This window comes from Planctomycetia bacterium, from assembly GCA_016795155.1.
Classification (GTDB): Bacteria; Planctomycetota; Planctomycetia; order Gemmatales; family HRBIN36; genus JAEUIE01.
In genome coordinates this window covers 45,006-68,318 of the sequence record JAEUIE010000012.1, presented here as the reverse complement: position 1 = coordinate 68,318, position 23,313 = coordinate 45,006, and the positions used below count along the sequence as shown (strand labels likewise).

19 protein-coding genes are annotated in these 23,313 nt (G+C 50.5%); 10 read left to right on the top strand and 9 right to left on the bottom strand.

Annotated elements, in window-relative coordinates; genetic code table 11:
- Positions 1-13 precede the first annotated feature (13 nt).
- The 4 genes from JNJ77_05525 to JNJ77_05510 all read right to left on the bottom strand — a co-directional run bounded on the left by JNJ77_05525 (position 14) and on the right by JNJ77_05510 (position 6,409).
- Entirely contained in the window at positions 14-1,588 is a 1,575-nt protein-coding gene (locus tag JNJ77_05525) for a PD40 domain-containing protein (protein MBL8822029.1), read from the bottom strand.
- A gap of 44 nt (positions 1,589-1,632) precedes the next feature.
- Positions 1,633-2,271: a hypothetical protein gene (locus tag JNJ77_05520; GenBank protein ID MBL8822028.1), complete on the bottom strand. Its 639-nt coding sequence runs from the start codon at positions 2,269-2,271 to the stop codon at positions 1,633-1,635.
- 145 nt (positions 2,272-2,416) lie between these two features.
- Positions 2,417-3,211 carry a hypothetical protein gene (locus tag JNJ77_05515; protein MBL8822027.1) on the bottom strand — a complete coding sequence of 265 codons (795 nt, stop codon included), beginning with the start codon at positions 3,209-3,211 and terminating at the stop codon, positions 2,417-2,419.
- Positions 3,212-3,292: 81 nt separating this feature from the next.
- Positions 3,293-6,409, bottom strand: a complete 3,117-nt coding sequence (locus tag JNJ77_05510) for a peptidoglycan DD-metalloendopeptidase family protein (GenBank protein MBL8822026.1) — start codon at positions 6,407-6,409, stop codon at positions 3,293-3,295.
- Between the two features lie 304 nt (positions 6,410-6,713).
- Between JNJ77_05510 and JNJ77_05505 the strand changes: the two genes are divergently transcribed.
- The 6 genes from JNJ77_05505 (at position 6,714) to JNJ77_05480 (ending at position 11,151) form a co-directional block, all read left to right on the top strand.
- Complete coding sequence (locus tag JNJ77_05505; GenBank protein ID MBL8822025.1) at positions 6,714-7,625, top strand: ABC transporter ATP-binding protein; 912 nt, start codon at positions 6,714-6,716, stop codon at positions 7,623-7,625.
- Positions 7,591-8,367 (top strand): hypothetical protein, encoded by a 777-nt coding sequence (locus JNJ77_05500; GenBank protein ID MBL8822024.1) that lies wholly within the window; start codon positions 7,591-7,593, stop codon positions 8,365-8,367. The genes JNJ77_05505 and JNJ77_05500 overlap by 35 nt, the downstream gene beginning before the upstream one ends.
- Positions 8,368-8,589: 222 nt before the next feature.
- The gene (gene hslV, locus JNJ77_05495; GenBank protein ID MBL8822023.1) at positions 8,590-9,123 is read left to right on the top strand and encodes an ATP-dependent protease subunit HslV; all 534 of its coding nucleotides are present in this window, start codon (positions 8,590-8,592) and stop codon (positions 9,121-9,123) included.
- A gap of 96 nt (positions 9,124-9,219) precedes the next feature.
- Positions 9,220-10,545: an ATP-dependent protease ATPase subunit HslU gene (gene hslU / locus JNJ77_05490; protein MBL8822022.1), complete on the top strand. Its 1,326-nt coding sequence runs from the start codon at positions 9,220-9,222 to the stop codon at positions 10,543-10,545.
- Positions 10,546-10,640: 95 nt separating this feature from the next.
- Positions 10,641-10,865 carry an addiction module protein gene (locus JNJ77_05485; protein ID MBL8822021.1) on the top strand — a complete coding sequence of 75 codons (225 nt, stop codon included), beginning with the start codon at positions 10,641-10,643 and terminating at the stop codon, positions 10,863-10,865.
- 73 nt (positions 10,866-10,938) lie between these two features.
- Positions 10,939-11,151 (top strand): type II toxin-antitoxin system RelE/ParE family toxin, encoded by a 213-nt coding sequence (locus JNJ77_05480; protein MBL8822020.1) that lies wholly within the window; start codon positions 10,939-10,941, stop codon positions 11,149-11,151.
- A gap of 2 nt (positions 11,152-11,153) precedes the next feature.
- On the opposite strand, the gene JNJ77_05475 is transcribed toward JNJ77_05480, so the two are convergent.
- The 3 genes from JNJ77_05475 to JNJ77_05465 form a co-directional block, all read right to left on the bottom strand.
- A complete protein-coding gene (locus JNJ77_05475; GenBank protein MBL8822019.1) occupies positions 11,154-13,937 on the bottom strand; it encodes a hypothetical protein in 2,784 nt (927 codons plus the stop codon).
- A gap of 89 nt (positions 13,938-14,026) precedes the next feature.
- Positions 14,027-15,736, bottom strand: a complete 1,710-nt coding sequence (locus tag JNJ77_05470) for a hypothetical protein (protein MBL8822018.1) — start codon at positions 15,734-15,736, stop codon at positions 14,027-14,029.
- 94 nt (positions 15,737-15,830) lie between these two features.
- A complete protein-coding gene (locus JNJ77_05465) occupies positions 15,831-17,762 on the bottom strand; it encodes a glycoside hydrolase family 127 protein (protein ID MBL8822017.1) in 1,932 nt (643 codons plus the stop codon).
- Between the two features lie 135 nt (positions 17,763-17,897).
- On the opposite strand from JNJ77_05465, the gene JNJ77_05460 reads away from it, so the two are divergent.
- Complete coding sequence (locus tag JNJ77_05460; protein ID MBL8822016.1) at positions 17,898-18,896, top strand: hypothetical protein; 999 nt, start codon at positions 17,898-17,900, stop codon at positions 18,894-18,896.
- A 70-nt stretch (positions 18,897-18,966) separates the two neighbouring features.
- Here the strand turns inward: JNJ77_05460 and JNJ77_05455 are convergent, their stop codons facing one another.
- Together JNJ77_05455 and JNJ77_05450 are read right to left on the bottom strand one after the other, a co-directional pair.
- On the bottom strand, positions 18,967-19,926 hold the full coding sequence (locus JNJ77_05455) for a hypothetical protein (protein ID MBL8822015.1): 960 nt from the start codon (positions 19,924-19,926) through the stop codon (positions 18,967-18,969).
- Between the two features lie 264 nt (positions 19,927-20,190).
- Positions 20,191-21,036, bottom strand: a complete 846-nt coding sequence (locus JNJ77_05450; GenBank protein MBL8822014.1) for a hypothetical protein — start codon at positions 21,034-21,036, stop codon at positions 20,191-20,193.
- Between the two features lie 202 nt (positions 21,037-21,238).
- Between JNJ77_05450 and JNJ77_05445 the strand changes: the two genes are divergently transcribed.
- From JNJ77_05445 to JNJ77_05435, 3 genes are read left to right on the top strand one after another with little or no spacing between them, the layout of a single operon-like run.
- Positions 21,239-21,994: a CPBP family intramembrane metalloprotease gene (locus tag JNJ77_05445; GenBank protein MBL8822013.1), complete on the top strand. Its 756-nt coding sequence runs from the start codon at positions 21,239-21,241 to the stop codon at positions 21,992-21,994.
- 55 nt (positions 21,995-22,049) lie between these two features.
- The gene (pyrE, locus tag JNJ77_05440; GenBank protein ID MBL8822012.1) at positions 22,050-22,589 is read left to right on the top strand and encodes an orotate phosphoribosyltransferase; all 540 of its coding nucleotides are present in this window, start codon (positions 22,050-22,052) and stop codon (positions 22,587-22,589) included.
- A 17-nt stretch (positions 22,590-22,606) separates the two neighbouring features.
- Entirely contained in the window at positions 22,607-23,272 is a 666-nt protein-coding gene (locus JNJ77_05435; GenBank protein ID MBL8822011.1) for a DUF5329 domain-containing protein, read from the top strand.
- Positions 23,273-23,313: the final 41 nt, after the last annotated feature.

Genomic DNA, 23,313 nt, shown 5'->3' with positions numbered 1-23,313 from the left:
GCTCCTTGTAAAGTCATTGGTTGGTTGCAGTTAACCTGGTGATTTTCTTTTGTTTCCGCCAGAAAGCAAGCAAGAACAACAATACAAGAAATAACCAGCATCCAGCTATCCAGAGCCAGGGCGTGCGAAGTGGAATAGCAAACAGATCGATTCTCGATTCACGATCGTAGTTGGAGGCATAAAGCAACAGGCCATCAGGAGAAATGGCAAGGCGGTCATAATGCTCTAGAACGCCAAGTACTTTGCCAGTATTCGTATCAAGGAGACTGATATTGGATTCATCAATCCATTTCTCATTGAATCGCATTTGCAACATTCTTCTCAGTATACTTACGGGACCTGCATCAACCTTGATCCACGTATTCTTTACAGCTAATGTCGAAGTGCCAGGCACATAATCGAGAACGCTCGTTGAGCCGATATTGGCCAGCCCGGAATGAGTATGTGCCAGTTTCTTTGCCTTTACATCCCAAATATAAATCAAAGGTTGGCGTTCAATGGCAGTAGGGGATGGTGCCCCTCCCAGCATAGCCCAGTGTTTATTGAGTACCTGCATCGCATTGGAAAACGCTATATATTTTCCATCAGGTGATATCGCCGCATCGTAGCAGTCTATTTTCAGTTTTTCGGGTTTGCTGCTCATGTCCCAATAAGTCATCACCCCCAGCAGCGCTTCTTTGACGAAGAATATTTGTCCCTGGTTTGAAAATCCAACACTGTGTAAAGAGTTCCCCGGGTCGCCTTCCATCGTGGTATCAATCGTTTTCTTCCTGCAGTTCCACATGGTAATTCGGATTTTCTGTAGACTGTTGATGCCAGGCGTCGCCAGCGCCAGAAGCTGGCTGTCTGGCGAAAACGCCAATGACTGTATGCAATCTGTCAAATCCACCGGCCCCGGTTCCGGTTGTCCCGATACAAGATTCAATAGCTGCACTGGGGATACTACTTTTTTATCACCAACCCAGGGTGTCCCATAATTGGTATATGCCACGTAACCGCCATCCGGCGAGATAACGAAACGATCCGCACCTTTCACTGTCGCTCGTACATTCCCATCCTGTGCATCTAAAACCTTGAGCTGATCATCCGGGCATAAAACGACCAATGTCTTACTGTCGGGCGTAAACCGATAGATTAGCCCTCTTCCGTGAATTTCATATTCACTCGCAACGATCATATTCCAAAGGCTCTCTCTTTCCTCCATACTCCATGCATGAATCAAACTGTTCGTCGATCCTGGATCCTTGCTGACAGTCAGCATGATCTGGTTATCCGGCGAGAAAACCACACTTTTGGTTTGAAGCAAGTCTTTGCCGAGTTTGCGAATTTCTCGACCAGATCTGGCATCCCATAGTGTCACTGGACCGAACGCAAAAGCACGCTGAGCTGCAGGGCGTACTTTGTCTTCCACATGTATAGTCGCCACCATTCGACTATCGGGGGAGAAGCCGAGGAATCTAATTGGACCATCACCACGTATGGTTACGTTAGGCAGTATTGGTATAGCCCACCAGATGAGCCAGCCAATGGTCATTAACAGCAAGCCTGTCAGCCAAGGTATTCTTGAGTAGTTTACTCCGCCTGGCATGTCAGTCTCCGATTCTGTTCAGCCTTATCTTCCCCATCATACCACTATCTGCGATTCAAGTAGACCACGCCGCTGAGAATAAAGCCAAGCACGAAGAACAATGATCTGCCAATGCCGCAGATCAGGGACCAGGGGGCAGGAACGGTGAAACCCAGGACTCCCAGAATCGGAAACACGATGGCTGTGCTGGTGCCGACCAACCGGGCCAGTGCAGTATCACGCGGATAGGTTACCCCCAGAATGATCACCCCAAAATAGGCCAGCATGAATTTTACAGCACTGAGAATGTATTGCAGGCCAATCTGCCCATCGCTGGGCATGATCATGTTCTCAGCACCTTTGAGCATGCCGAGGATGTGGAAATTCTCCGCCGCATCGAGCGTCATCGTAAGGAACATGCATAATCCCATCGCTGCCAGCAGCCAGCTATCTGCCTTGCCTTGGCGTTCGACGATGTACCAGAGGAAAAAGCCTCCGTAGAAGAGGAGAAAGAAATTATCGAGGGTGAGCAGTGTCTTCAGCATATCAGACTGGCTGTGCAACTTTGCCACATACTCTTTCACCGGATGCGAGTGCTCAAAATACTCCTGCGTTACACCGGTGCTGAACGAGATCGTTGCCATGAAGACCGCCATCAGGCCGGCAAGAAAGCCAAACAACGATACCATTCGCGCAGGGGGCATAGATACCTCAAATACATGTAACGAACTTCAACACTGTACCAGTGTTTGACGGTAGCGAAAGTGTGTAATGAACAAGTTTAGTTGAGTTCATCTGCAGGACTGCCAAATGTACTTCGTACCGGCGGATACAGTATAGTCAGATTGGTTACACATCCCGAATTTTTTCGGCACTATGAGCCTTATCACTCTGTGATTCTGGATCAGTAAAACTACCTTTGCGTCTGGCATACATGATGCCAATGGAACATAATACCAGCATGCACAACCCGAGGGATGCCGGCTCCGGAATGGTTACTGAAATAGTCGCCACTTCATAGTAATTGAGACCTGCCGTTGAAAGTGGGTAGAGGGGTGTAATTGCATTGAATTGATCGAGCGTTACGGTGGTAATATTATCGGGCAATACATCTGTCACGGTGTTGGCAAAAAGGGAATTCATCGCTGCGCTTGGGGGATTGTTAGGGTCAAACAGTCGAACCGTGGTGACCGAACCCAGGCTTCCAGCGGTGAACGTAAAACTTCCCACCAGAATGCGATTGGCATCCTCTCCGGATGTGGGTGCTACTACGACAGGGTTATCGAAAACAGCCAATTGCAAGCGTGCAACATCACCATCGCGGGCATTAGCAAGGCTTTTTTCAATTACCTGATCAAAGGCACTGTTGGGAATAATATCGTTGACCGAATTGACCCGAGAAGGCGTGCCTGATGTTACGGAATAGCCGAGCATTGCGCCAGTGCTAATGATTCCGGGAGATGACAGATAGGAACCAGTTGTCCCAACACCCGACTGATTGAGGTACAGGTTTAAAGTGGCGGTGCTTCCAGGAGTAATGGAAACGATCGATGGTTCAAATGTCAGGATGTACTGAGCGTGGGCACACAGCGGTGCAATTCCCAGTACCAAACACGATACGAACCATTTGAAAGAGCGAGTCATGGCATTCCTTCACACAAGTTGTTCACATCAAGATGGATGCAGTTCAGAAGGAACATAAAATTTCCTGGCCTGATTGGTTGTCTATACACTCATGCCATTGCGACGACGGAAATGAGCGTAATCGATGAAGTCGATTCTGCCATCACCATTGAAATCGAACATGGTGTTGTATCCTGCATCACCCGTGCTGCTTCCCAAGGCTGCAAAGAAGAGATCACGGTCGCTGGTATCCACGGTGCCGTTGCCATTGAAATCTCCAAAAAGCCGATGAAACTCGCTGCCTGAATAGCCTCCACCTGATAGTCCATCGCCATTTCCATCCAGGATGCCACCGGTGTTGTCGTGTAGTTTAGTGGCGTCAAGCTCGAGGCGATAACGGCCATCTGCAATCGAACCGGCAATTACTCCCGTTCCGCTGAAGGTTATGGTGGCTACAGTGTTGCCGACGCTCCAAGCTACATTCAATGACGGTATGATGCCCACTGAATTGACAATGGACAGCGAAAAGGCTCCGGCATCAACGGTGTCCACTGCCCGGCTGAAGGTTAGCAGCAATTGCGTGACTTGCGATCGTTGCATGCTGCCATCATTAACCTGAACAGAGTTGACTTGAATTGGCGCCAGCACCGCAGTTTGGAATGTTTTGATTTCGATTCCACCCTGATCATTCCAGACAGAAACTGTAACGGTGTAATTGCCTGGTACTGATACGTATTGGCGGCCCAACTGGAAGGTCTTGTCCGGGTTCAGGCTCAGAGGTTGCACGCCTGAGCCATCACCATAATCGACCGTGGCTGACCAGGAGAATCCAAATAGATCGGCAAAGCTGCCTACCTGCGACATCGTTGTGCCACGTGTAATGCTCTGGTTATTCAGCGTCGAAACAGTAGGAGCCCGCTTTACTCCCGAATGTGCCACCATCTTCCAGGGGTCGGTACTGGTCAACAAAGTATCGTCTACCAGCCTGACTGAGTAGTATCGCCGCTTTTGAACTGGCTCTATGGCCAGCAGGCTGGCATAGGTGATCTGTCGCAGCAGAGCCTGAGCCGCAACTGGCGTGGCACTGCTGTTGAAATTGATTACCAGAGGAACGCTCCCGCTTCCGCCACTGAAAGTTCCAATTGGGGTGCCTTCATAAGAGACCGTGCTGCCAGTTACGGAAATCTGACCTGCACCAGTTCCCTGCGAGTTGATCGTCAATCGATCATCAACGTGAGCCCCCATACCTGGGGTAACGGTCAGTGAACCGCCGTTGAAGTTGGCGGAATTACTGTCAGTGATGGTGCCCAACGGGAACAGGAACCGTGGCAGGGATTGCAAGTTATAGGCAACTGCTGAACCAGGCAAAGTCACTACCGGCGCTCCAACTGGCGCTGCACCGGTTACAGTACCGCTGATATTGAAATCGTAGACGGGAGTATCAGGATCATTCGTGTCGAATTTCACTGTGCCAAATTTGCTGCCGGCACGCGTGGTATCCAGTCGAAGGACCAGCGATGCTGAACCGTTCGCAGCCACCGAGGATGGCAAGCTTCCAACTACTGAAAAGCCAGCAGGCAGAGACAAGTTGGAAAGATTCAGTACGCCGTTACCATGGTTCTGAATGCTAAACGTTTGCTGAACTGGTGATCCACCGAGTGAAACTGATCCGAACTCAATAGGTGTTGACCGTTCATCGATTAAGGGAGTGGTGCCCCTGAGCATCTTGATGGATGGTACACTGCCTCCACCGATGTTGAAACTGGTGCTCTTGATGGGGGTGCCGTTAAGTCGCATCACCACCTGCCAGGTGCCGGGACTTGACTGGAAGTTGCTTAGTGGCAAACTCCAGTACCACCACGACATGCGCAGGTAATTCTGAGTGGGTGTGAAATTTGAATCGAAGAATGTGCCGTTCGGTCGCGTCCAGCGCCAAGTCAACTGATCAGTGGTCTTGAAGTTCCACAACGAGGTCCAGGCAAAGAGCGTTCCAGATTCCGTCGTGGAAAAACTGGAGATAGGTGAAAGTCGTTCTGTTAACTCGTTGTAAGAAGGAGTAAAATTGGTAATTCCAGCATCGAAGAGTGTGGTGGGTACACTGCCACTGTATGGTGGAGGCGTTTGCCAGTACGAGGAAGGAGCATAACCAGTCTCCACGACAGCGCCGCGGTAGCGATGATTGAAGTGTATATGCGTACCGGTGCTGTTACCGGAACTGCCCATGAACCCCAGCAGTTGCCCGCGTTTTACCTGATCTCCCACTTTGACCGTAATCGTATTGGCAGCAGCATGGTAGTAGAGCGTCTCCCAGTTGTTGCCATGATTCACGAGGATGTAATTGCCGGAGTTATTGTTGGAAGAATTTTCACGATCAAACTGACCATCAGCCACCTGGGTTACTGTACCATCGTTGGTGGCAATCAGCGGTATGCCCAGATCCTGTTTGTGGAAGAACTGTGCCTGCGGTCCTGAATCATGAGCATCGTGACCATCGTATTGAAAAATTCCTCCCAGGTAGTCAGCCGCTACTCCCGAGAATGGATTCACATCCGCATAGTTGTTGATGAACCATTCCTGATTCAAGTCATCGCTGGTATACAGCGTGGACAGCGAGGGAAGATCGGTGGGGAATACCGTGGTAAAGTTAAAACTCATCTGGTTGTCAAACTCATTCGATTCCGCCACCTGGTTCAACCCATCAATTGTGACAACCACCGAATGGGTGCCCGGAGAGGCATACCAGCCTCCACGATACCACGAATAGCCACCATCTCCATTGTTGGTAATCAAGCTGGAATCCAGGGCAACACCATCCACGGTGTAGCGCACGATATATTGTTCAAAGGCACTGCCAGTCACCTGCCAGTGTGACCGAAGAAAGAGCATCTGGCCCATCACCGGCGCAGTCTGTGCAATGCCAAATGCATCGCAGATGAAGGCAGAGGTGATTTGCAGGTTGACTATCGCATCGGGTTGGGGTTTACCACCACGCAACAGTAAGTCGTAGATCCCGGCCTGCGATGAAGTCTGGCCAGGAAATGTGCCAAAGCCTGTATCGAAGCCTGAGTTGAGCAGCGACACATCGGGGGTACAGCGATCCTCAAGAACTTCCAGTTCGAGTCTTAACCGCACGAAGTTTCTTTTAACAGATTTGTCGTTTGTCCTGGCTCGATACCAAATAGACCTGGTGCCCTTAGTTGCAGGAATATCTTGTTTCACAACTGGCTCCTCTGCGATAACCGAAAATAGACCACAAGCTAATTACAGATGCAAACGAAAAATTGACAGAATGCTGTCAATTGGACCTTTTCACGCAATTGCATGAAATAGATGGTTAATTAGAAGAGTTTGAAAACTCCCCTTGACCCTTTTCATACTTGCGGGTATCTCCCGCCTCGCATGATGGTAGGACACCATCTATCCCGGTGGGGGACCGTCCGTGGAGTATGTCGAGCCGGTGGTTGAAGCCCAGGCGCTGACGAAAGTCTATCAGCGCAGGCAGATCGCCCTCAACAATGTGACAATGACCGTGCCGCGAGGCTGTGTGCTCGGCTTGCTGGGCCCCAACGGCGCGGGAAAAACCACGTTTCTCCGCATCGTTCTCGGCTTGCAACGTCCTTCTTCCGGCGTCATCAAGGTCTTTGGTAGTCGCATGGGGCCTAATGCATCCAGCGTGCGACGGCGGATCGGCTACATCCCAACGCATTCCGAATTTCCACCAGGGCTCACCCCTCTGGAATATCTCGATTACTGTGGCAAACTCTTTGGTTTACGCGCCCCGGTCCGCAAGCCTCGCTGTGCGCAGATGCTGCGGGCTGTGGGCCTGCAGGACGTTGCCGGTATGGTCATCACCGGCTTTTCCAGCGGGATGACCGCTCGGCTCAGCGTGGCGGCAAGTCTGATCAACGAGCCCGAACTGCTGATCTGGGACGAACCAACGCATGGTCTCGATCCTGAAGCACGGCGGAGCATGCTGGAACTTATCAAGCAGCTATCCAGTGAGAAAACACTTATCGTATCCAGTCACAATCTCTCTGATATCGATGAGGTTTGCAGCCATGCTGCCGTACTCAGTCGCGGACAGCTACTCTTTTATGGCGACCTTGCTGACATGAAGGGCAATGGCGGAGGTTGCTTTGCGTTCGAACTCGAACTTGATTGCGATGCCAAGACTACTTCGCGAACTGCACAGGCATTGCGCGATCAGAAAATCTGTGAATCGATTGAATCGCAACAGCGCCGCCTGACGGTGCACTTGCCTGAAGATCAACCTAATACACTGGTGCTGGCTCAGGTGTTCCAATCCCTGTCGGATCTGAAAGTGAACGTGGTGGATGTGCGGGGGCTGGGCCAGGGAACAGAAGCAGCCTTCCTCGATCTGGTCGAGAAGGAGGAATCGAATGCCCTCGTCCGCGTCTACCGTCATGCCGCCTAGCCGCTGGTTGCCACTCTGGTCCATTCTGGAAATGGATTTGAAGCAGACGGTCAAAGGCTGGCTTTATCGCCTGGGATTACTGTTGGCGCTCATCGTCAGTGTGGGCGTTCTGCTCAATCGTGCTTCCGTTCATCGCGAGACAGGCTTTACCCAATATGCCTCGGTGCATGTAGGCGATTTTCTGCATTACACCATCATCTTCGGGGCTGCACTCAGTGCCCTGTTCACCGCCAACGCCATTGCTGGGGAACGAGGCAATCTGATTGACAGCACCTTGTGCCGTGGCGTAGGCCGCTGGCACTTCTTCGTCGGCAAATGGGCCGCTCGTTCCGTTGCAGTGCTCGGTGGGTTCCTCTTCGTCGGCCTTATCTTTATGGTCGCATCTGTATTCGTTCTCAAGAGCGATCTTGATTTTGATCACTGCCTCGTCGCAATTATCCTGGTCGGCTCGGTGCTCTGGCTGATGGTTTCCATCACCATGGCTGTCAGTGCCACGGTGAACAATACCATGCTCAGCCTGGGGATTGTGCTGGCAGTCCTCTACGGATTGATGGCATTATTGTGGAAAGTACCTATGGGCAACTTTACCCTGGTACGCTTTCTCGATGTGTTTCCCATGCTAATTCGCACTGACACCACGCTACCTATGGTACCTTACTTAAAGTTCTCCGGTTACGTAGCATTAACAGGCTGTATTGCTGCATTTACCGGCATGATCTATTTCATGCGGAAAGATGTTTGAGTCGTTGGTATTTCACATCAGGAATGTTTCGTTCTGCAAACACTGTATAACATGAAGTATTGACAATGAAGCATAAGAACTTGGGTTGTCATTTCCGCTTATGAAGTCATGCGGGTCGGGTGCCACGGTTTGCGTGTACTCACGCTAACCGTGCCAAGTCACCGCATAGTTACTTCAAAGTGCTTCTTCGGAAACATCGTTGAGCATAGCTGGGGATATCGCATGCAGATTCACGCCACAACTATCCTTGCAGTTCGACATCATGGAAAGACTGCCATTGGCGGCGATGGCCAGGTGACACTCGGCAACACCGTGATGAAGCAGGATGCCCAGAAAATCCGTAAGCTCGATGGTGGCCGCGTGGTAGTAGGCTTTGCCGGCGGCGCTGCTGATGCCTTTGCCCTGATGGAACGATTTGAAGCCAAACTCAAAGATTTTGCAGGCAACGTTCCCCGCGCTGCGGTGGAACTCGCCAAAGACTGGCGCACCGACCGCTCCATGCGACGGCTCGAAGCCATGATGATTGCTGCTGATAAAGAGAACCTGCTGCTGGTTTCGGGCACCGGCGATGTCATTCAGCCTACTGATGGCATCCTGGGAATAGGATCGGGTGGTTCCTTTGCCTTGGCTGCAGCCCGTGCCCTTGTCAGTCATTCCAAGCTGAGCGCTAAGGATATCGTCAAAGCGTCGCTCGAAATCGCCGGCGAAATGTGCATTTACACGAATCGGAATATTGTGGTGGAAGAAGTGGTTTAGCAGTTAGCTTTCAGCCAGTCGGCATATAGCTTTTGTGAAAATCGAGTAGATTCATACAACATATTCTGAAGCTGATAGCTATTCCTCCGAGAACCCATGAAGCCTCTGACACCCAAAGAAATCGTCGCTGCTCTTGATAAACACATTGTTGGCCAGGCAGCTGCCAAGAAGGCAGTTGCCATCGCTCTACGTAATCGCTGGCGCCGGCAGCAACTGCCCGAAGAATTGCAGAACGATGTCACTCCCAAAAACATCCTGATGATCGGGCCGACCGGCGTGGGTAAAACCGAAATCGCCCGCCGCCTGGCTCAACTCACAGGTGCTCCCTTCATCAAAGTGGAAGCGAGCAAATACACCGAAGTGGGCTACCATGGCCGCGATGTCGACAGCATGGTGCGTGATCTCACCGAGGTAGCTATCGGTATGGTTCGCACCGAGCAACGCAAGCTGGTAGAATTCCAGGCTCTTGCTCGAGTCAATGAAAAGTTGCTCGATCTGCTTGTACCATCAACAGGCTGGGATTCTGACATTACGCCGGAACAAGCTGAACGCAACGCCCGCACCCGTGAAAAAATCAATACCCGCTTGCTGGCTGGTGATCTCGAAGAAAGTGAAGTCGAAATACAAGTCGAACAGAAACAGCCGCAAGTCACCATGCTCGGGCTGGGGCAGATGGAATCGGATTTGCAGACCGTCATCGAAAAGATGATGCCTAAGAATTCCACCACGCGCAAGCTGCCAGTGAAGGAAGCCCGCAAGGCGCTGTTGGAACAGGAATCGGAAGCCTTGATCGACAAGCAGGTGGTGATTGAAAAGGCTATCAAGCTGGCAGAGAACCAGGGGATTCTCTTTATCGATGAGATTGACAAGGTGTGCGGGCCGCAGTCTTCCAGTGGGCCCGATGTATCCCGCCAGGGAGTACAGCGTGATCTGCTGCCTATTGTAGAAGGTACCACGGTCAGTACGCGTTATGGCCCGGTGAGCACCGATCATATTCTCTTCATTGCGGCAGGTGCATTTCATGTATCCAAACCGTCCGACCTGATGCCTGAACTACAGGGCCGGTTCCCGATTCGAGTAGAACTGGAAGATCTGGACAAGGCAGACTTCCTCCGCATCCTTACCGAACCGCAGCATGCCCTGACCAAACAGTACAGTGAACTGCTGGCGACTGAAGGCATTAAGCTCAGCTTTACTGACGATGCATTGTCTGAGATGGCGGAACTCGCCTATGAAGCCAATCGTGCAACCCAGAACATCGGAGCCCGCCGACTGCATACCATCATCGAAAGGCTGGTTGAAGACATCAGCTTTGCTGGTCCCGACTGGAAGCCGAAGAAATTCTCGATTGACAAGGCCTATGTTGTGAAACAGCTGGGGCATCTATTCAAGAAGGAAGATGTGAGCAAGTTTATTCTGTAGGCGTCTAGACTCAGTAAATCTCGACGCTGATCTTCTTGACCCACACTGCAAGCTGTTGCTATGATGCATTAGATTTATGCAAAGAGGTTGGGTTCATGATTCAAAACATGAAAGAACTTGGATTAGACAAATTAACTACGGAACAGCGTATACACCTGGCTCTTGAAATATGGGAAAGTCTGGGTGATGCAACCTGGAAACCTATGCTGTCGGCTGAACAACAGGCGGAACTGATTCAACGAGACGCTGAAATGGAGAATGATGTATCCAGTTCTTGTTCCTGGCAGGAAATTCGCGACTTTGTTGAGAAACCACTGTGAAATTGACATTTCACCGTTCTGTAAAAAAAGAAATCAAGCAAGCACACGACTGGTATGAAAAAAGTCTCCTGGTCTGGGTGGCGAGTTCCTCAATGAACTGGAAGATGTTTTTACAGAGATTGCCTCCAATCCAGATCGATATGCAAAAGAGTTCCATGACATACACGCAGGACTGCTCAAGCGATTTCCTTATGTAGTGTTTTACCGCAATAAAATCGATCATATTCGCGTGTTAGCTGTGTTCCATGCCTCACGAAATCCGGATCGCTGGCAATCCAGGAATTGAAATCACGGCATCTTCAACACCGATACCGTTCCATTCATATTGCCTGTCGCAATGAGTTTATCATCGGGCGAGATCGCCAAACCGTACAATCCAACCGGCATACGCTGGCTGTGAAGCATCTTGCCATCAGCAGAGTTCCAGATGGTAATCCAACCGCCGTTGCCTACCGCGACCAGTCTCTGATTTTCTTTCGTCAAACGGATGTTGTTGATAAAATCGCACTGGGCTTTGTCCTTCAGTACCGGGTCGATGAAGGTTTTCACCTGCATACCATCCTTCAGATTCCACAGCTTGATCTTTCCATCGGCCCCAGCCGAGTAGAGTTGATCGTTGCCGGCATAAGCTACCGTATAGACCGCATCGCTGTGGCCGTTGGGAGACGACTTTTCATCAAAACCTTTGATCTCCCGTTCCACTTTTTTGCCTGCGACATCAATCAGACGAATCGAACGATCAAAGCTGCCCATAGCAAGCTGCTTGCCGTCGCCACGCCAGGCCAGGCAGTACAAAGGTTGTGGACTCAGTTTCACCTCACCTGTCTGTTTACCATCACCCAGATTCCAGAACCGGGTAGTGCCATCATGGCTGCATGAAGCAAGCGATAATCCATCAGGACTGAAAACCACAGCATCTACCAGGTTGCCATGCCCCGCCAGGTTGCGGGTAGGCAAGTCGCCTGCGATTTTCCAAGACCGTACAGATTTATCGGGACTGGCGGTGTAGGCGATCACTCCCGCAGCAGGCATGACGACACTCGTGATCATGTTGGGTTGCTTGAAGCTGTGCAGCACTTTGCAGAATGTTGCCGGTGCTGGCTGACCTGGTGTAAACGTCACATCAAGAAACTGCAGTGTGCCATCAGCCATGCTGACAACGAGCAGGTTACCCTGCACTGCCAGCGACAACACCCGGCTATTCTGCTTGATGGACTTGAGCTCCTTGCCATCACTTGCCTGGAAACAACGCAGTGACTGATCCGCGCCACTGGTGAATATCAACTGACTGTTCGGTGTGGCAGCCACCACTTCGATGACGCCCTGGTGGCCTTTCAGTTCCTTGTCCATGTTACCGTTGGTCAGGTTGAAAATTTTCGCGATGCCATCCTCAGCGGCGGCCACAGCCCGGTTACCTCCATCCATCATCGAGATGCCCCGCACCGGAGTAGCGCTGGCAGCAATCGCTCGATTCATAGCAATCGTCTCAACTACCACGGCGTCTTTGCCGCAGACGATGATCTTCTTCGCATCACTGTGTGCACCCGCTGCCACTGCACCCTTTCCGGTGAAAGCCTGTACTTCTTTACTATTCCCCACATCCATGAGGTGGGTGTGGCCATCCTGTGTCACAGTAATGACCCGGCTCGTATCAGTCGTGAAACTGGCGTGCACTACTGGCCCGCTGTGTGTCAGCTTGTTGATGATCTTGCCATCTTTGGGGTTGATCAGAATGGCCTGGTTACCTTCTGTTGCAAGGACTCGGCTGGCATCCTTGTTCCAGACAATATGTGTTGCGGGTGAATCGAGAGTAATCGTTTGTTCGGCTTTGCCTTCCTTAACGAGCCAGGTTTTGAGGACCTTCTTGTCATCAGCGATGGCAAGCTGATTGGGATTGGAAGGGTGATAGGCCACAGCTTTCCCAGCATCAGGGATAGTTTTGGTAATAACTTTGTCCGCTCCCTTGGCTTTATCCTTGGTTACCTCTCCAATCTTGATCGAGCCATCTTCCAGGGCTGCTGCAAACTCGGCAGCATCATTCCGCAGACTGATACTGCGTGCCGATTTGCCTAAATCAACCTGATGGGTCAAAGTGCCAGCGGTGATATCCCACCAGGCTACCTTGTTGTTTACCAGGCCGGCAATCACCACGTTACCCTGCAAGGCAACGCACTTGATGTCTGCTTCCGCTGCAGGTAGTGCTTTCTCAAGTGTGCCATCGGCTTTCAGGATGTGAATGGTTTTGTCGGCACAGCCAACCGCCCAGCGGCCATCTTGAGCTTGTGTTGCACAAGCCACCGTCGTCTTATCCACTCCGTTGGTGGAAGTGGCAACTGCCGGTGGTACTGTCCAGCTTTTCAGCAATCCATCGAGCCCGGTGGTGAAGAGCAGTTGGTTATTGGGATGAAATGCCAGGCTGCGTACTTCCTTGCTGTGACTCTGCCATTGGCTGCTGAGTTTTAACGTTGTCAGATCGTAAAGAAACACCTTGCCCTGCTCAGTGCCCGCAGCCAGCCACTTGGCATCAGCGGAGATCGCCAGCGACATGACGGGCGCTTTGGCATCAGCAAGTTGCCCCACTTGTTTGCCATCGCTGGTGTTCCAGACACGAATGATGCCATCAACCTGACCAGTGGCCAGCTTGCTGCCATCGGGTGTGATCGCTTGGGATATCAGCCCAGCCGTCGAGCCAGGGTAATTCTTGAGTTCGCCACTGATGGGCATATCCCAGAGTTTGATGCTGTTGTCCTTCGCTCCGCTGGCAATGATGCGGCCATCGGGACTGATGGCTGTCGTCAACACCAGATCAGTGTGGCCACTAGGGCCAGCGTAGGTTTTAACTACTTTGCCTGTCGCCAGATCCCACAATTTCAGTTCCTTGTCGAACGCCCCGCTGACGAGATGCTTCCCATCGGGGGAGAATGCAACCGTGTAGACCAGTTCCTTGTGGCCTTCGAGAGTATGCAGCACAGCGAGGGCTGGCGCAGGTGTCTGCCCTGGAAGTGTGCCGATCAACATGACACTGAAAAGACAAAGAACAAACGCAAATGTCAGCTTTCGTGGCGCAATCATTACCCGACGCTCCGTAGTTGGGAAACAGGCAGCGTATCAGTTTGTCAGGTAGTCAGCGAGAAGTCAAATGATATACGCAATTGACTTGTTCACTTTTGATGAGATGACCGAAAGCGTATCCAGATCAGCCACAGCCAGGGGATCAGTGCTGCAACTCGTGCCCACCAGGGGGAATGTATATGCATGGGCAATTCATAGGAATGAAGTGTACTACCGAGAACAGTCTTGACATCCTGCATGCGAAACTTGTGTAAGAACAGCATCGAGAAACATTGAGGCGCAGTAGCTACTACAGCATAACTGAACGGTTGTTGTCGAGTAGCATCGCAAACTGTTGTGACAGAGTGCTTGATCCAAGATTGTTCTTCGAGTTTATCATACAATCGCTCGAACCATTTCCATTTGTATTTCCAAGAACTGATATATTTCAGCCAGGAATTTGTGCTGCTCGTGATGTATTGTCCATGCCAACCCGGCAACCATGCAAATGAAGTGTAACGAATCGAAGAGTTGCTTTCAGAAAAATGTAGTTGTTGCAGCAGATTTAAATGATCCTCGTCGATTCCTAAAAGATAGGAGATGCCTGAATTCCATGTTCTTATCGATCCATGAAAAATCTTCCCAACAAAAGCGAATTGCACTCCCGTATCCCGGAAGGCGGTAGTCATTTTCACCGGTTGAATGCACTGCTCATTAATCCGATACACATAGCGCTGAAACGGTTTGAGTAAATCCACTCGAGTTGGTATCCACTCGATGTCGCGGCGAAGCAGATCGGTCAGTGTAAGTTCTTCTGTGATATGATTTGTATTCACAACACCAGTAATGAGATAGGAACCACGCCAGCCCCACGACACGTAGGGCACATATTCATCCTGATAATGGTGCAGGCATCGACCCGACGAGGTATCATAAACCTGCATTCCCCGGGCTTCAGAACGATACAAATCATACAGTTCCTTACCTTGAAATTTCTCCTTTCCAGAAGCCAAGGCACGTTGCCGAGCCAAACTTGAGTTGCCTGGAGGCTCCAACACGACCAGGCGATTGCCATCCTCTGACATTTCCCAAGCTGCATCGATGCGATCAGCTGGCACCGGCCATTGGCATATTCTCTGCAGTTTGTGATCAGGTGTTTCAGGAAGTTGCCAGGTTTCAAACAACGGTGGTATTTCAGGAAAAAGGACGTTGCATTCCATGCCCAGGGAAAGTGAGAGTAAAGAATTCATCAAGCGGTTCCATACTTTCGATTCCAGACTATTTTGCTTATGGTGAATCGCAATGACCTTACTCATGGCAGGCCATTGCAACCGCATTTGCTGGAGAATGGAATCCTGCCAGATATGCACGGTTCTCACCATGTTTTCTTTCTTGTACCTCCAGGCACATAATCGATACTCAAATCCACTTAAAATCTCTGTGATGGCAAGCCACCAAATCACATCACCATGAATTCGTGGAATGCAGTTTATTTGATCGTATTTCAGTAAGCTTGAATCACCTGTATCCAGACGATGCAACACTTTACCTGAGTTTTTATCAATAACCACCAGTGCCAGCGGGTTCCTGCTGTAGGTTCCTGCCTTGTGAAATACCTCGACAGCAAGCAGGTAATGTCCATTCTCCTGTTCAACAAGTGGTAGCAGACTTTTTCCTTCTCTGGAATCAATCGACCATACCGGCCTGGGTTCCAACAATTGGCCGACACCCCACCAAAGGAACAGGGAGAGAAACAGGCAACCCAACAAACGCCACCAGCGCAGGCGAGGTTTTTTCAAAGGTGGTGGTTTGGTATTCATAATGGACTGTGTGAGACGCGTTCCACCAGTGTAGCGTGTGGAAAGTTATGCACAAGCCGGTGTGTTATCGGTTGTCGCATGGTGTACCGGCGGACTAACGTCGCTCCGCTCCTGAACGTAGTGGATTCTGTGTAGAGAATTCAACTGGTTGGACGCCCTTCACTTTGAGCCACGACAGATAGGGCGAACCAGCGTTGCCGGCACTGGCGAAGTCGCACAGCCTGAGTTTTTTGCCATCAGTCGTGGGAAATTCGAGCAGCATAATCGGTTGGCTTCGACCTTTCCAATCAACCATTTTGCCTTGCAGGCCGACGGCGTCCAGTGTGGGCAGATCGGGTGGATCGATGCTCTCGTTGAATCGTCGATCATACGTGAGCAGGATGGGGCCGCGATAGATAGAGACGGTATCCTTGCATTCCTTTTCACCCACCCAGTAGTGCAGGGAGAAATCGAACTCGATCTGGATGGTATCGCCGGTCTGCCAGAGACGATCCACGCTCGCGTAGGCCCCGGGGCGAACATTTTTGACCGCTTCGCCATTCACCTTGACCACGGTGTTTTTTGACCAATGGGGAATACGCAGCCACAGTTCAAATGTTGCGGGTTTGCTCAGTTGCACTTTGATGTTCACGTTGCCTTCACGAGGATAGTCGGTCTCTTGCGTCAGCGTCAGCTTGTTATCCTGTAACAGTGGCGTACTGAGGATGCATGGTCCATACCAGTTCAGATACACCCCATTCTCTCCGTGAAGCAGCGCCCACTCACTGATCAGCCCCAAACTGCGGGCGCTATTTACACTACAGCAGTTCAGTTCTGGCGCACCTTCCCGCGACTGGAAGACAATATCATGCGCGCTGGCTTTGCGCACGCCATCCATCGGTGTGTTGTAGGTACACCATCTGCCACTGGGAGAATGCATTCCCAGGCCCGAATTGAGTGTCGAGAGTTCCAGTTCGTCAGCCACAATGGAATTGCCTGTGAGCTTGAGCATTTCGACACTCATGGCCAGCCAGGCAATGGTACAACAGGTTTCGATAGCACCGCGGTGGTACGGATTACCCTGGGCCTGTTCACCTGAAGAGAACCCGCCATTGTTATGACGGTCGAGTTTCACGATACTCCACCACCAGTGTTGATAAGCTCGGTAATATTGGTTGTCACTGGTGAGGTAGTACATCCGTGCCAGGCCCATGATTGGATGCAGGCTTTCCCAACGAGGCTTGGGGGATTGAAAGAATTCTTTTCCGTTGAGGGCTGACTGCAGATAATCTCCTGCCAACGGTTTGCCGGCGCCATCGAGAGCAGCGTACTCCTTTACGATCTGCTCTGCGAGATCTAGAAATCGTTTTTCCTTGCAGTAGACAGAGAGTTGACACAAGACATCCACCGGAGCGAGATTCATTTCGGTGCTGCCTGTATCCACCAGGCGAGGCATCTTCTCGCCGAGGAATTTATCGCAAAATAGCATGCCGATTTTTCTGGCTGCCTGCAGCGCGGCGGTATCATTCGTTTCAAGATACCAGTGCAGCAACCCCTGCATGATGTGGTAATGTCCCCAAGCATCCCAGGTCGGACCGCCTTTGTCGGTCATGTTGGGAGCATGACCGGTGAGATGTGAACCTTTGGGCCAGGGACCGAGATACCCATCTGGCCCCTGCAGTGAGATTAACTCAGCCACGAATTTGCTCAGCACTTTTTTCAATTCTTCATCACGGGTGAGTCGATAGACCTCCACTGCTCCGGTGAGGTATTTCCCGGCAAACTCTCCGGCCCAGGGTTCCATTCGGCGCAGGGGTTTACGATCGCGGTCGCGAAACATTTCAAGAATAGCAGGGTTGGCGGCAGGCACCAGCTTGAGCCAGTTCTCGCTGATCCGTGTGAGATACGTGCCTACCGGGCCTTGGAGTTGATACTCCGTTCGTGCATGACGGTACAGATGAATGGTCGGCGGCGATTCCTTCACTTTGTTCCCGGTTAACCCCGTAACAATGATCAGACCGATCAAGATAAAGATCTGATAAAGCATGGTAAGTTCCTGCATTGATGTCGCATCATCCTAACCGGAAGGGAGACCAATCTCCACCATGTTTTGCCGACAGTTGACAGGTGACTACGCATCGATCACAGTAAGCAGAACCAATATTCTGTCTGGAGCTTCGCAATGGCAGTCGAATTGCAGCCCCTCGAACGACAAACTTTCAACACGCAGCAACTGGTAAATAAACATCCTCCCCGGTTTGAACATCCCTGCAAGCAACTGGTGTATGATATTGCCTGCCCGCCTGGTTCCATGCATCAGGGTGAGCTCGTCTTTTCACGCTGGCCTGCATGCACACTGCCAGAGCATTTCGATGGCAGGCAACTTTGCTTAATCGAAATACGGGAGGACTACTTCGGCTACGAACCATCAGCCCATCGAATAGTTGACTGGTATCTGAACTTTGCTCATTCCGATGTCTTTGCTTTTTATGGCAGCAGGCTGATGGCACAGGATGAAATGCAGGTGGCAGAGCATCCTGCTCTGGCGTCGCTACGCGAAGCACTGGTTACGTTGAACCTGGAAACCGCCACGGTAGAAAACAACCAGCCTACACCCATCCTGGTACAGAATGTGGAAAGGCGATGCGGGATCGCCATTGATCGTAACCAGGATCAGTATCGACCTGAAGGCTTGTATGGCAACCGATTTTCCCAGGCCAGCGATGAAGCGATTCGATTAGCCACCCACGTACTTCATCCGCCTACGATCACTAACATCCTGGCTATCGAAGCGCCCAGCCACGGCTATGGACGCTACACCATGCAGGACCTTCGTTTCATTCTGCAAACCGCTTACTCAGGATTCACTGCTGCAAAAACTGCATCGTTCTGGAAAAACAATCCAGATGAAATTGTTATACATACCGGATTCTGGGGTTGCGGTGCTTATGGAGGTAACCGCACAGTAATGACCATCCTGCAATGGCTGGCTGCTCATTTGTCAGGAATTCATCGACTTGTCTATCACATCGGTGATGCATCAGGCCAATCGGCATGCCATACAGCTCAGATGCTGCTTCATGAAATTGGGCTGTCTGAAAGAAGCAACGCACCTCTTCAAGAAATATTCGACATCATCTACACACAGAAGTTTGAATGGGGCGAAAGCGATGGAAATTAAAGACAATCAGGGTATGAGCCGCTGAAGGATCATACCCTGATGCATGCCTCATCCTGATACATGGTGCGTATTAGTAGCGCAGGATGAGTTCCGTTACGATGCGGTTTTCGAGCAGGTCTTTGCGGTCACTGATCGGGAACTCATAAGCAGCACCGCATTCCAGGTTGCAGTTGATCTTGGCTTTCATGCCAAATGCCATCGTGACAATGGTGTTGCCGGTGACATCAGCAGTGCCGAGATTGAGAAGACCGTCACCTTCGCCCACTACGCCGGGGAGGTATTGGCCACTGCCGGTGTAGTGGTACAAGTTGACTTCCATCAGCGGATAGAGCCATTCGTTAATGGCTTTGTCGATATGGAAGCTGTTGTAGATGAAACCACTGTTGTAGAAGCTATCAACAGGGAACTGCCAGCCGACCGTATTGAGGACATGGATCGAATCGCCAATGCGCTGACCACCAGTCAAGAAGGCCGTGAACACGCCAGAACCGTGATTCTGGAAAACGTTAGCGCCTCCTGTGGGAATTTCGTACATGAAGCCGATGGCACCCAGGGTCTGATTCTCCACATCGCGCCAGAAGGTGTATTTCAAACCAGCAGCCAGGTTGAGCCAACCTGTTTCATGAATACCACCACTGGTATCAACGCGTGCCAATCCATCCTTATCAGCGATAATGCTCAGTCTCTCGGTCAAGGCTACATTGGCCTGAATCGCATAAATCTGGGCACTACCACCACCCAGAGCATGGTCACCCGGGAATTGATTGTTGATAAACAAGCCACGCAGATAAGTGTTGGAACGGGGATCCTTACTCAGGATTGGGTTAGTGATAGGTCCGATGAATGATTCAAATTCTCCATCACTCTGGAAAGGCAGCCTGTTAGTCCCTCCATCAAACAAGCGTTGATTTGCATCGGGCGCAAAGGTGATATTGCCGTTGCTTGCCTGCGGTATAGAATCTGTCGGTAACAGAGATTCAGATTCCCCATAACCGACGCAGACTAATAGTCCCAAAACCAGGAGATTCATCGCGGTGACTCCAGTAAACTTCCGTGTTTCTGTTTGCTGTGGAAAAACTGAATACTCAGTGGCTTTACAGCATGCATATCACTTCGGCAGGAAAACAGCGTAAAAAATGTAATTTATAACCGAGAAGTGGATGTATTTGTCTTGTTGGTTCTTAGGATTCCACACATAACATCACTTCAGATGATGACAAAAATGCGAATCAATCGTTGCAATGAGTTTGGGATTATTCAAATTTAGTTCAAGTCTTCAGAACGAAACAAACTCTTAGATCTTGCAACTGGAAACTGGCATTGCATCTTCTGGTTTCGCTTCAGCAGCTTGTTGGTTATCTGCTTCAAGCTTATTTCGATAGCGTAGAAACCATATCGATCCCAAACACAATGGCGTGCCGATCAGAAGGAACCAGGTAGAAGGTTCAGGGATGGCAACCGTAAACGTGATGTCACTGAGCATGATCCACTGCTGGGTCGGATTGCTGGGAGCCAGTGGGCCGTTGCCATAAATGATGTCGATACGATCAATTACAGTGGAAGATTCAATCTGGAAAGTTGCGTTGCCGAGACCGCTGCCTGTGCCGGTATCGTTTACCGAGAGGTTGCCAGTTACCACGTTACCTGCAACCGAGTTGGATGAGCCGTGTGAGGGTACGGTAACCAGGCTGGAATTGATGAGATTACCAAACCGGTATGCACGAACCGTGATTTGATCCTGGTAGTTTGAGCCCGTGGTATTGCCCCGATCAATATCGAAGACAGAAAAATTCACATTTCGAACACCATTGGAATGGCTGAAAGTAATACTTGTAGTAACCGTGTTGGCACTACTGCCCTGGTTCATTGCAAGTACCAGCGCGCTGTTGTTCACACCTAAGCCACCAAATGTATCAGTGAATATGTCGGGCGTTGGGCCACCACTAAAATCAATCATGCTGCCTGTAGATCCAGTCACATTAAAGTTGATGGTCCCTCCACCAACATTGTTAAATGACTCACTGAGCGTACCATTGGGTGCCCAGTTTCGGCCGGCAAAGGAAAAAACCACGATGGCTTGAGCAAAACTGTACGAAATACCTGCTGTCAGTAACAACAGACCACAAAGTAAAAACTTCATTATCAATCTGCCGAGTGTGGTGCAAATCAAAAAATACAAGCTAATGGAACATAGGTCACTCCGTCATGATGTCAAATCACAAAACGTGGACCTTACCTCAATTAACATTACTACATTAGCTTTGCATTGTTGATCGAGTGTTACATGCCCTGCCCTGACATTTCTGTATTGTGAAAGAGTATCAATTGATTGCAGATACCGTATGCGTTCCTTTTCCTGGAAATCTGATGGCTTGGTGATTGGCGTTGCCCTTTTGGCACCAACGCTGATGACCTGGCTTTACTTTTATGTGTTGGCCGGGCAGGGAATGTTCACACGCGTACTTTATGGCAGTTCCAAAGTCGTGCTCGGCCTGCTGCCTGTTGTCTGGTATTTGTACCGACGGCATCGAGCCATGCGGGCCAATACTTATGAAGTTAACGGCTTGCCTAAACCAAGGCGGCAACTTTCCTGGAAACTCGGGCTGGATTTCGGCTTATTGACACTAACCGCCATGCTGCTGCTCTATTTTCTCTGGCTCAAGCATATGCCGATCATGTCGGAAACTGCAATGCTTGTACAGAAGAAACTGGATGATGCTGGGGTTGATTCAGCTACCACATTCCTGTTTCTGGCCATTTTCCTGACGATAGTGCACTCAGCCTATGAAGAGTATTACTGGCGATGGTTTATTTTCGGGCATCTTCGGTTCACCATGCCCTGGTTGAAAGCTGCCATCATCAGTTCCATTGGTTTCATGCTGCATCATATTCTGGTGCTGTACGCGTATCTGCCGGGCGATCTGGGTCTGATATTGGTGATTGCCTTCAGCTTCTGCATTGGTTTTGGCGGGTTTGTCTGGTGCTGTATTTACCAATACACCGGTTCATTGTGGGGCGCCTGGGTGGCCCACTTATGTGCTGATCTGGGTATCATGATCTGTGGGTATGATTTGTGTAAAGCCAGCCTGGGAATGTAAACCCGCGGACTGCAGTCCTTGGGCTTGAGGCAAACGAGATCAAGAGACAATGAAAATGACATCACGTGAAAGATTGCTGGAACTCATCAAACAACGGGCAGTGATACACCAAGAAGTTACACTGGCTTCGGGACAGAAATCGAGTTATTACATCGATGCCCGGTCTTTGTTTCTGCATGGGCCCTCGGCAACACTGATTGGTGAAGCCCTGTATGAACTCACCAAAGACCTGCCGATGCAGGCTATTGGTGGACCTGCGGTTGGTGCATTGCCACTTACTGTTGCAGTCACCATGCATTACGACAAAATGGGCAAAGAAATGGAAGGCTTCTTCATCCGCAAAGAAGCCAAAACGCATGGCTTGCAAAAAACCGTGGAAGGGGTTTTGCCTGTTGGCGGCAAAGTGGTTATTGTGGAAGATGTGTTCACGACAGGTGGTTCGGTGATGACTGCTATCGAAGCAGTGCAGGAAGCCGGCGCGAAGGTGATCGCTGTGGTAGGTATCGTGGACCGTCTGCAGGGAGCACGTGAACGGTTTGAAGCGCTGGGTATTCAGTTTCGTACCATCTGCACCATCCGCGACCTGGGGGTGTAGCAGCAGAGGGAGTTTCCATGCACATCACTCGTTTCTCCATGATCATGCTGATCGGTCTTGCAGGTTGCAGCGATGCACCTGCTACCGCTTCCAAGTTAGAATCAACCAGCGTCAAATCTCCGTTCCCCATCACGATGACGGTAAAGCAGCGCTCAACGACACGCATACCAGGACTTGAGAAAGATTGCAGCCTGACGGTAGGGGATATTACACGCGGTCAGGTCATGGTCAGCACACATTTTTCTGATGACATGGAGCGTGCTACCACAGGGTTGGTTTCACTGAAACCAGGAGAAGCCACGGAACTGAAAATCTACAAGGCCAGCTATACCATCCGCTTGACTGAGTTGAGCAATGCCCTGGTTGGCGAAGACTTTGCAACATTTGAAATTGGAGGACTTTCAGAATCCCAGAAGATTGACAAACTCATTTCGAGTGTAGAAAGCCTCAAGGATGCCCGGTTTATTCGTAACGGCACGGAGTATTCAGCGCAGGAAGCTGCAGAGCATTTACGATTGAAACTTAAGAACGCAGGAGACAGCATCCAAACTGCTTCGCAGTTTATCGAACACGTGGCTTCCAAATCTTCATTGAGCGGGGAAGTCTATCTGATTCGACTGTCTGATGGGAGTACGTTAACTGCTCGTGATTTCTTCGAACAGGAATTGGCAAAACTGGAATAGAAAAAGGTCTGGCCCGATGAAGAGCCAGACCTTCCCCAAGT

What these genes read in the sequence shown, in the direction of transcription:
- JNJ77_05525 (MBL8822029.1), bottom strand. Translation starts at nt 1,588, where the DNA reads ATGCCAGGCGGAGTAAACTACTCAAGAATACCTTGGCTGACAGGCTTG.
- JNJ77_05520 (MBL8822028.1), bottom strand. Translation starts at nt 2,271, where the DNA reads ATGCCCCCTGCGCGAATGGTATCGTTGTTTGGCTTTCTTGCCGGCCTG.
- JNJ77_05515 (MBL8822027.1), bottom strand. Translation starts at nt 3,211, where the DNA reads ATGACTCGCTCTTTCAAATGGTTCGTATCGTGTTTGGTACTGGGAATT.
- JNJ77_05505 (MBL8822025.1), top strand. Translation starts at nt 6,714, where the DNA reads ATGACCGTGCCGCGAGGCTGTGTGCTCGGCTTGCTGGGCCCCAACGGC.
- JNJ77_05500 (MBL8822024.1), top strand. Translation starts at nt 7,591, where the DNA reads ATGCCCTCGTCCGCGTCTACCGTCATGCCGCCTAGCCGCTGGTTGCCA.
- hslV (MBL8822023.1), top strand. Translation starts at nt 8,590, where the DNA reads ATGCAGATTCACGCCACAACTATCCTTGCAGTTCGACATCATGGAAAG.
- hslU (MBL8822022.1), top strand. Translation starts at nt 9,220, where the DNA reads ATGAAGCCTCTGACACCCAAAGAAATCGTCGCTGCTCTTGATAAACAC.
- JNJ77_05485 (MBL8822021.1), top strand. Translation starts at nt 10,641, where the DNA reads ATGATTCAAAACATGAAAGAACTTGGATTAGACAAATTAACTACGGAA.
- JNJ77_05475 (MBL8822019.1), bottom strand. Translation starts at nt 13,937, where the DNA reads ATGATTGCGCCACGAAAGCTGACATTTGCGTTTGTTCTTTGTCTTTTC.
- JNJ77_05470 (MBL8822018.1), bottom strand. Translation starts at nt 15,736, where the DNA reads ATGAATACCAAACCACCACCTTTGAAAAAACCTCGCCTGCGCTGGTGG.
- JNJ77_05465 (MBL8822017.1), bottom strand. Translation starts at nt 17,762, where the DNA reads ATGCTTTATCAGATCTTTATCTTGATCGGTCTGATCATTGTTACGGGG.
- JNJ77_05460 (MBL8822016.1), top strand. Translation starts at nt 17,898, where the DNA reads ATGGCAGTCGAATTGCAGCCCCTCGAACGACAAACTTTCAACACGCAG.
- JNJ77_05455 (MBL8822015.1), bottom strand. Translation starts at nt 19,926, where the DNA reads ATGAATCTCCTGGTTTTGGGACTATTAGTCTGCGTCGGTTATGGGGAA.
- JNJ77_05450 (MBL8822014.1), bottom strand. Translation starts at nt 21,036, where the DNA reads ATGAAGTTTTTACTTTGTGGTCTGTTGTTACTGACAGCAGGTATTTCG.
- JNJ77_05445 (MBL8822013.1), top strand. Translation starts at nt 21,239, where the DNA reads ATGCGTTCCTTTTCCTGGAAATCTGATGGCTTGGTGATTGGCGTTGCC.
- pyrE (MBL8822012.1), top strand. Translation starts at nt 22,050, where the DNA reads ATGACATCACGTGAAAGATTGCTGGAACTCATCAAACAACGGGCAGTG.
- JNJ77_05435 (MBL8822011.1), top strand. Translation starts at nt 22,607, where the DNA reads ATGCACATCACTCGTTTCTCCATGATCATGCTGATCGGTCTTGCAGGT.